The 6,166-nt window shown below is 66.6% G+C and carries 5 protein-coding genes; all 5 read left to right on the forward strand.

Annotated features, from left to right (window positions below; all coding sequences use genetic code 11):
- The first annotated feature begins 351 nt into the window (after positions 1–351).
- The 5 genes from QZY03_RS08930 (at position 352) to QZY03_RS08950 (ending at position 6,082) form a co-directional block, all read left to right on the forward strand.
- Positions 352–1,170, forward strand: coding sequence for a CbbQ/NirQ/NorQ/GpvN family protein (locus QZY03_RS08930; protein ID WP_295580180.1), 819 nt, complete (start codon positions 352–354; stop codon positions 1,168–1,170).
- Between the two features lie 275 nt (positions 1,171–1,445).
- A complete protein-coding gene (locus QZY03_RS08935; RefSeq protein ID WP_295580182.1) occupies positions 1,446–3,599 on the forward strand; it encodes a hypothetical protein in 2,154 nt (717 codons plus the stop codon).
- Positions 3,600–4,017: 418 nt separating this feature from the next.
- The gene (locus QZY03_RS08940; protein WP_295580183.1) at positions 4,018–5,373 is read left to right on the forward strand and encodes a metallophosphoesterase; all 1,356 of its coding nucleotides are present in this window, start codon (positions 4,018–4,020) and stop codon (positions 5,371–5,373) included.
- Positions 5,255–5,650 carry a hypothetical protein gene (locus tag QZY03_RS08945; protein WP_295580184.1) on the forward strand — a complete coding sequence of 132 codons (396 nt, stop codon included), beginning with the start codon at positions 5,255–5,257 and terminating at the stop codon, positions 5,648–5,650. Before QZY03_RS08940 ends, QZY03_RS08945 begins: the two co-directional genes overlap by 119 nt.
- A gap of 219 nt (positions 5,651–5,869) precedes the next feature.
- Positions 5,870–6,082 carry a hypothetical protein gene (locus QZY03_RS08950; RefSeq protein WP_295580185.1) on the forward strand — a complete coding sequence of 71 codons (213 nt, stop codon included), beginning with the start codon at positions 5,870–5,872 and terminating at the stop codon, positions 6,080–6,082.
- Positions 6,083–6,166: the final 84 nt, after the last annotated feature.

Raw genomic sequence — 6,166 nt, forward strand, 5'->3', positions numbered from 1 at the left:
TCTCCACATTCGCTGTGCCCGCTTCTGTGGATAGCTTGTGCTTAACCGGCCTGAGACTCAGCCGCTCAGTACCTTAGCGAAACCGGCTAACATTTGGCCGGTAGGTCCGCCAGGTAAACCGAGCCCCCGCATGGTTCTCCACATTCGCTGTGCCCGCTTCTGTGGATAGCTTGTGCTTAACCGGCCCGAGCCTAAACAGGTCAATACCTTAGCGATGCCGGCTAATATTTAGCCGGCAGGCTCCTTGCCGACGCCCTGCGCCGCCGCCCGGCGGTACCCCCGCCGCGGGTTGCGACGGCAGACTGGAACCCCCAGTTAGCGCTCACGAAACCATCGCCGCGGAGTCAGCCGGTGCAGCACCAGCTCAGGGTCATCAAGCCCGAAGACTATTTCATCCTGGATGAGCCCTACTACGAACCGGTGGGCGACGAAATTGCGGTCTTTGAGGCGGCCTACCATCACGGTCTGCCCATCCTGCTCAAGGGTCCGACCGGTTGCGGCAAGACCCGCTTCATGGAGCACATGGCCTGGCGTCTCAAACGGCCGCTAATCACCGTGTCCTGCCACGACGATCTGACCTCCTCCGATCTGGTCGGCCGGTTCCTGGTCAAGGGCGGGGAGACCATCTGGGTCGACGGGCCGCTCGCCCGCGCCGTGCGGGCCGGCGGCATCTGTTATCTCGACGAGATCGTCGAGGCGCGTAAGGACACCACGGTGGTCATCCACCCGCTGGCCGACGACCGGCGCTGTCTGCCCATGGAAAAGGTCGGCGAACTCCTGGAGGCCCCGACCGAATTCTGTCTCGCCATCTCCTATAACCCTGGCTATCAGTCGGTGCTCAAGGACTTGAAACAGTCCACCCGCCAGCGGTTCGTCGCCCTCGAGTTCGACTACCCAGGCGCGGCCCTGGAGCAGCGCATCGTCGAGAAGGAGTCCGGCATCGCGTCCGGCGCCGCCCGCCAACTGGTGAAGTTCGCCCACATGACCCGCAATCTGAAAGGGCAGGGACTCGACGAAGGCGCCTCCACCCGCCTGCTGGTCCACGCCGCCAAGCTGATGGTGGCCGGCGTCGCCCCGGTGGTCGCCTGCAAGAGCGCCGTCGCCCAGGCGCTGACCGATGACCCGGATATGCTTACGGCGATCAATGAGTTGTCGGGGTCTTTGTTCTAGTCCACCAGCGGAATCGTTGTCGTTATCGTTGTCGTTGTCGTGGTCGTAATCGGAGAAGCGATTCAATTTCGGGCGTCGATCATCGTTCCGGCAAGTGCCCGGGCGTCGTGCACTGGAGGTCGTGGCTTGACCGAGTGCGTAGTCAGGTCATCCTGGCCTGGCGGCGTCGGGGCTGGAACAGTCAGGGCTGGAAGCCCTGACTACGCAGTCGGTCTTCCGGCGGCCGGAACGACGACTAAGGCGCACTTTCCTTACTTGGCAGCGACTTCCCGCACATGAGCCCAACCACCCCCCTCACCGCCGCCGAACTCGAAGACCGTATGGACCGCTACCTGGACCCGGCGCTGTCCTCCCGGCGCACGGCCGCGCGCCCGGCGGCGGACCTGGCGGGTTTCAGCGCCGCCGAGCAGGGGTTCGTGCTGCATTGGGGGGCGGTGATCGCCAAAGATAACGCCGAGCTGGCCTATCAGTTCACCGCCTTCGCCCCGCGCGCCATGGGGCTGATGGATCTGGACGCGGTGCAGTCCTGGCTGCTGTACGCCATGGACCTGTATGACAAGAAGGGCCAATTGCCGGCCATCCGCGCGTTGCAGGAGGTGGCCGAATTCGCGTCAAACCAGCAGGAGAAGCTGGCCGGTCGGGCGCTGGAGGACTGCGTCGGAGTGCTGGAGCGCTTTGTCTGCGGTCTCAACGGCCGGCCGCTCAAGCTCGCCGCCGGTGACCGGCATTACACGGACACCGAGCAGTGCTTGCTGCCGCCGGTCATCGGCCGCTTGCCGGACCCGGAGGCCAATTTCCGGCTCTATAAGGCGATGGTCGTCCATCAATGGGCGCAGAACTGGTACGGCACCTGGCGCGGCGGCGTGCTGCTGGAAGCGGTGGCGACGCGCGGCCTGACCGGGGCCGGTCTCGGTCTGTTCCACGCGCTGGAGCAGGTGCGGCTGGACGCCTGCATCGCCCGCGACTTCCCCGGTCTGCAGCGCGATATGGCGGCCCTGCGGCACGTGCTGGACCGCGGCGCGGAGGGGCGGGCGCCGGACTGGAGCGCGGTGACCGCGGCGCTGGCCGACCCGGCCGCCGGCGTGGCCGACAGCCTGAATCTCACGGCGCGGCTACACGGCCGCCGCCCCGACACCTGCTGTTACCGCGGCGCGCTGGACCCGGACGCGGTGCGCGCCTGCCTGGAATCCCGCGTGGCCCTGGAACGGGATCTGTTCCGCATCGCCCTGGCCCGGCTGGTCGAGGATCAGGACGGTCGGCCCCCCGGTGCGGAGCAACCTGAGGCCCTGACCCTTCCCGAGACCGCCGCGCGTCTGGGGGCGCAGCGCCGCGCCGACCCGGACAGCCCCACCGGCCTGCGCTTCGAACTCCTGCTGGACGGCAAGCCGGTGGCCCCGCCGGACGATGTCCGCTCGGTGATGGAGAGCATCCTCCAGGACCATGGCGAGATCCCGCCCGAGTATCTGGTGGCCGCCGGCCCCGGACTCTACCGGCGCGCCGCGGCGGACGCGGGGCGCGACCCGGACGCGGTCTGGGCCGGCACCTACCATGAGGAGGGCGCCTTTCTCTATGACGAGTGGGATCACGAGCGCCGCCACCACCGCAAGGGCTGGTGCGTGTTGCGGGAGCACGCGGTGCCGCCCGCGTCCCTGGACTGCTATCACCGGACCCTGGCCAAGCACCGCGGCCTGATCAAGTCCATCCGCCGCACCTTCGAGGTGCTGCGCGGCGAGGAACGCATCGCCCGACGTCAGCCGCACGGGGAGGACGTGGACCTCGACGCCCTGGTCGATGCCTATGCCGACTGCCGCGCCGGGCTGGAACAGACCGACCGGCTCTTCACCCGGCTGCACCGGGACGAGCGCAACATCGCCGTCCTCTTCATGGTGGACATGTCCGGCTCCACCAAGGGCTGGATCAACGATGCGGAACGCGAGTCGCTGATCCTGCTGGCCGAGGCCCTGCACACCCTGGGCGACCGCTTCGCCATCTACGGCTTCTCCGGCTGGACGCGCAAGCGCTGCGAGTGCTACCCGGTCAAGCGTTTCGCCGAACCCTATGATGACAGCGCCAAGGCGCGCATCTGCGGCATCGCCCCGCGCGACTACACCCGCATGGGCGCCCCCATCCGGCATTTGACCAAACTGCTGCGTGCGCAGGACGCCCGCACCAGGCTCCTGATCACTCTGTCGGACGGCAAACCGGACGATTACGACCACCAATACCGTGGTGTCTACGGCATCGAGGACACCCGCGCCGCACTCTTCGAGGCCCGCCGCGACGGCATCCACCCCTTCTGCATCACCATCGACGAGCAGGGTGCCGACTACCTGCCGCACATGTACGGCCCGGCCAACTATGCCGTCATCGCCGACGTGGGCAAACTGCCGCTGAAAGTGTCGGACATCTATCGGAAGTTGACCTCCTGAGTGCCGTCGGGGTCGTGCGGTTCATGCCTCACCACATCCGGCAACGCGGCCCGTCGGGCGCCACCATCAAGGCCCCGTAGGAGCCCGCTTGCGGGCGACTTGCGCTGCCGGAATCGAGTCATTGTGCCCCACCCGTCGCCCGCCAGCGGGCTCCTACGCGATCCTGTCAGTTCGGTAGGATGGGCATTGCGCTTGCTCTGCCCATCCGACGCGCGACGCTGATCCACCCGACAGAACCGGATCCGCTGTAGGGTGGATAAGGCGCGCCGCTCGGTGTCAGGGACCGGCATGTTGGTCGCGCGCGCCGCATCCACCAGGGGCCGCGCGATGCTGCCCAAGTTTGGAATTGCTGCGGTTGCAACCGCCGGGCCGCATTGGTTAGTCTGCACAGAAACCAACGACGATGGAGCGCGCCCCGGTGACCACGACCCCCGCCGATTCTCCGATCCGGATCCTGCACCTGTCGGATTTCCACTTCAGCACCCGCTCGCAGTGGGACGCCGACCCGATTCTGCGTGCGCTGGCCGGCTTCATCGCCGCCGATGCCGCCGAGAACGCGCTGTACCCGGACCTGGTGATCATCACCGGCGACCTCGCCCAATCCGGCAAGCGCAACGAGTACGCACTCGCCCGCCAGTGGCTGGAGGATCTCTGGCCCCACCTGACCCGCGATCCGGCGACGCCCTTGCCGTCGGACCGCCTGCTGCTGGTGCCGGGGAATCACGACGTCGACTGGAACCTGATCGAACCGGGCGCCCGCGATGCCCACCAGGCACTGCTCGCCGCCAAGACCCAGGACGCGGTGACCGACCGCCTCAAGTCCAAAGACACGCGGGAGTTGCTCTTCAAGCGCCACGCCGCCTACCTCAGATTCCACGGCGACTGGCTGAAGCAGCGCCAAAGCCTCCCCTGGTGGCAGCGCCGCATCCGCCTCCACAACCAGGATCTACATGTCGCCGGGCTCGACTCCGCCTGGCTGGCCGGCGGCGACGACGACAGCCGGCTCCTGCTCGGCACCTCTCAGATCAACCAGACTGTCCTGCATCCGAAAGGCGAGGGCGGCTGCGACTGGCGCATCGCCCTGCTGCACCATCCCTGGGCGTCGCTGGCCGAATTCGACCGCAACGACGCCCAACGCACGCTGCACCGCCATCGCGACCTCATCCTGCGCGGTCATCTCCATGAGCCCGACCTGTTCCGTATCGTCCCCGCCGACCCGCGGCGCTCCTGCATCGAGGCCGCCGCCGGGTGCTGCTACTCCGGCAAGCCTTATCCGAATGCGTTCCAATGGGTTGAACTCCATCGCGACCCCCGGCGGGTGCTGTTTCACTTCCGTTGTTGGAATCAGGGTGACTGGCAGGTGGATCGCAATCAGCCGGGGTGTCCGGAGGGGACGCATACCATTGATCTTCCCGCGGCGGCTGGTGCGGTTCGTTCCTCACCGCACCCTACGCGGAAGGCTGACCGGCAGGTGGATACTCATCTGCCGGAGTGTCCGGAGGGGACGCACACTGTTGATCTTCCCGCGCCTGCCGACGGACCAGTGCAGATGCCAGCCCGCCATGACACAGCGCCTGTTCCCAAGCCGAGCGCGGCAAGCCCCGACGGCATCAACTCTGGACTTCACATGCATCGCGGTCGGTGTCGCTTTCGGGATGGACCAAGACAAGACCCCGATCGGCACCATCCTGGTCTCCAGCCGGGTCTCCTGCTACGAGCCCCAACGGGTCGGTCAAGGCCAGCCTATCCAACGCGGCGTCAGCGTCCCCGTTGATGGGAAACTTCATGATTTCCTGCACAATGTATCGACCCCTCCGTGCTGGACGGGTGCCAAGGTCCGTTTCGGGGAGATTCTGTCCGGTGAGAAGCTGATCGATGATCCGGTCTTCAAGGGTCAGCTCAGGCAGGCGTATCCCGAGGCCATCGGCGGCGAAATGGAGGCCGCGGGTATCCTGATCGCAGCGCATACGGTTGGTGGTGCCTGGATCATCGTCAAGGCCGTCTGCGACTTCGCGGACGGCCACAAGGGGAAGGGCAAGGACGCCAAGTAGACCCTCGCCGCCGCCAACGCCGCCCAATTCGTCCGCTATGCCTTGGGTGCCTATCAAGGGGTTGAATCTGCCGAGACGCCAAGCAGTGTTCCCCATGCGTCGAGAGTCGAAATACCGCAGCCACCGCCGGACGAAAAGCCAAAACGCCGCCCCGCAGCCCTGCCTGAGGGTGCCGAGCAGGAGATCAGAGCGGCCCTTGAAGCCAGCCCGACCCTCTGCTTGGCGCTGGCGAAGCAGTTGGCGATGGCGGCCATGCCGGCGCCGCTCGCCGCCCGCCTGTGCAAACCCGATGCGGACTTTCTTGCCGCGCTCGATGCATTGGACCAAGCCCTGTGCGCACTGGCGAAGTTGCCAAGGCTGGCCCCGGATGCAGCCGCAGCCCTGAAGCATGACCGCGCGACCTCAGTCACGGCGCAGGCTGGCGGGGGTTAACAAAAGTTAACGTTCGCACAAGGGGGTAGACACCGCTGCGGGCTTCTGGCAGGATTAATGGCAGAGTAGTCGGTCTGCGAAGTC

The sequence above is a fragment of the uncultured Lamprocystis sp. genome (genome assembly GCF_903933125.1).
Taxonomy (GTDB): Bacteria; Pseudomonadota; Gammaproteobacteria; order Chromatiales; family Chromatiaceae; genus Thiodictyon.